This window comes from Citrobacter sp. Awk 4, from assembly GCF_028069725.1.
GTDB lineage: Bacteria > Pseudomonadota > Gammaproteobacteria > Enterobacterales > Enterobacteriaceae > Citrobacter_D.
The window spans coordinates 1-2,139 of the sequence record NZ_JANEWG010000114.1 but is presented as its reverse complement, the minus strand read 5'-3'; the positions used below and the strand labels follow the sequence as shown (position 1 = coordinate 2,139).

The window sequence follows — 2,139 nt, the reverse complement described above, 5'->3', positions numbered from 1 at the left end:
TCTTGTTGAACATTTGCAGTTGCCAGACCGCAAGGTGTTTTAACAAATCAAAAGGGGTTTTAATAACTGGCTCAAAGCTGAAAGCTTTACTGAACCCCCAGCCTAGCTGGGGGTTTTCTATAGACAACAAAACCCCGTCCAGTGACGGGGTTTTTCCTGTGGAGGTGTCGGTGCGCTTCTTTATCCTCATTTTTGTTCTGCTTCTTACCGGTTGTAGCCATATGGCGAATGACCGCTGGAGCGGACAGGATAAAGCGCAACATTTTATCGCTTCTGCTATGTTCTCAGCCGCAGGAAATGAATACGCTCAACGCCAGGGAATGAGCCACGATCGCAGTGCCGCATTCGGTCTGATGTTTTCCGTCAGCCTCGGTGCATCAAAAGAATTATGGGACAGCCGCCCCGAAGGAAGCGGCTGGAGTTGGAAAGATTTTGCCTGGGATATCGCAGGCGCAACCACAGGTTACGCCGTCTGGCAAATGGCTCATAATTAAAGACGCAGACCTTTGCCTTTACGGTGCAACATCAATGAAACCAAAAATGCCACAACAGCCATTACCGTAACGTACCAGAAGAATGACGTCTCCATACCAATAGACTTCAGCGACAACGCTACATATTCAGCAGAGCCCCCGAACAACGCATTCGCCACGGCATAAGAAAGACCAACGCCTAGCGCACGAACCTGTGCCGGGAACATCTCGGCTTTCAGGATCCCGCTAATTGACGTGTAGAAACTCACGATGAGCAACGCGCACATGACCAGTCCAAAGGCGGCATAAGGCGAAGTGACATTCTGTAATGCCGAGAGAATCGGCACAGTAAAAATCGCGGCCAGAGAGCCAAAACATAACATTGATGTCCGTCGCCCGATTTTATCCGATAGCGCGCCAATCAAAGGCTGAATGAGCATAAAAACGAACAATGCCGCTGTCATAATTCCGCTTGCCACATTGGCATGCATTCCGGCGGTATTGACCAGATACTTCTGCATATACGTTGTGAAGGTGTAGAAACAGAGCGAACCAGCAGCTGTGAAGCCCAACACCATCATGAAGGCTTTACGGTTACGCCATAGTCCCTTCAACGAGCCCGCCTCTTTCAGAGCGCGCGTCTCTTGCTGAGACGTTTCATCCAGTTGGCGACGTAACCACAACGCGACAATAGCCAATGCCGCTCCTAACGCAAATGGTATACGCCAGCCCCATGATCTAAGATCGGCATCATCCAGCGTTTGCTGGAGAACCACAACAACCAGCAATGCCAGAAGTTGTCCGCCGATCAACGTGACATACTGGAATGAGGCATAAAACCCTTTACGGCCTTCTACAGCCACTTCACTCATATAAGTTGCACTGGTTCCGTACTCCCCGCCGACAGACAAGCCCTGAAACAAACGGGCCAGTAACAAAAGAGCCGGAGCCCAGGTGCCAATGGTCTCATAGCCGGGTAAGCAGGCAATCACGAGCGATCCCATGCACATCATACAAACCGACAACAGCATCGATTTTTTACGACCGTGTTTATCGGCAATGCGACCAAATAACCATCCACCTATAGGACGCATCAAAAACCCTGCTGCAAAAACACCGGCAGTTTGCAAAAGCTGGGTCGTCGTATTTCCTGATGGGAAGAAAATGTGGGCAAAGTAGAGAGAGCAGAACGAGTACACATAGAAATCAAACCATTCAACCAGATTCCCGGATGATGCCCCCACAATAGCCCATACGCGGCGACGGGTATCGCTGCTTGTCAGCGACCCGCTCGCAGTTACACTGCTTTCAGTCATTAGAATTGTACTCCTGCCAAAGATCCAAGCGAGAATGTCGCCGCTTATCACTGTCTTTCAAAGTGAACGAAATGTTATATAATTGTTATATATAATTATGTGACAGGAATCTAGCTTTTAATTAGCAGGCCAACGATTTAGGGGTATAAGCCTGAGCAGGATGTAGTAGCCCGCATGCCAGATAGGGTCTGAAAAGCGCTGCGCCATCAGGTATTTTCCTCATACCACAGACGCAAAAAAGCCCATCCGTCAGGATGGGCTTCTTCACTTGTCTGATGCCTGGCAGTTCCCTACTCTCGCATGGGGAGACCCCACACTACCATCGGCGCTACGGCGTTTCACTTCTGAGT

General features: G+C 49.7%; 2 protein-coding genes and 1 rRNA gene. 1 reads left to right on the top strand and 2 read right to left on the bottom strand.

The genetic code is table 11. The features are described from left to right. Positions 1-221: 221 nt before the first annotated feature. Entirely contained in the window at positions 222-494 is a 273-nt protein-coding gene (locus NNO04_RS22330; RefSeq protein ID WP_442870763.1) for a YfiM family lipoprotein, read from the top strand. Here NNO04_RS22330 and kgtP read toward each other — a convergent pair. Together kgtP and rrf are read right to left on the bottom strand one after the other, a co-directional pair. Beyond that, on the bottom strand, positions 491-1,789 hold the full coding sequence (kgtP, locus tag NNO04_RS22325) for an alpha-ketoglutarate permease (RefSeq protein ID WP_271446509.1): 1,299 nt from the start codon (positions 1,787-1,789) through the stop codon (positions 491-493). The genes NNO04_RS22330 and kgtP overlap by 4 nt on opposite strands. Before the next feature lie 277 nt (positions 1,790-2,066). Then, positions 2,067-2,139, bottom strand: a 5S ribosomal RNA gene (gene rrf / locus NNO04_RS22995); the annotation flags it as partial.

Coding starts and splice junctions, on each gene's coding strand:
- kgtP (WP_271446509.1), bottom strand. CDS start 1,789: ATGACTGAAAGCAGTGTAACTGCGAGCGGGTCGCTGACAAGCAGCGAT.
- NNO04_RS22330 (WP_442870763.1), top strand. CDS start 222: ATGGCGAATGACCGCTGGAGCGGACAGGATAAAGCGCAACATTTTATC.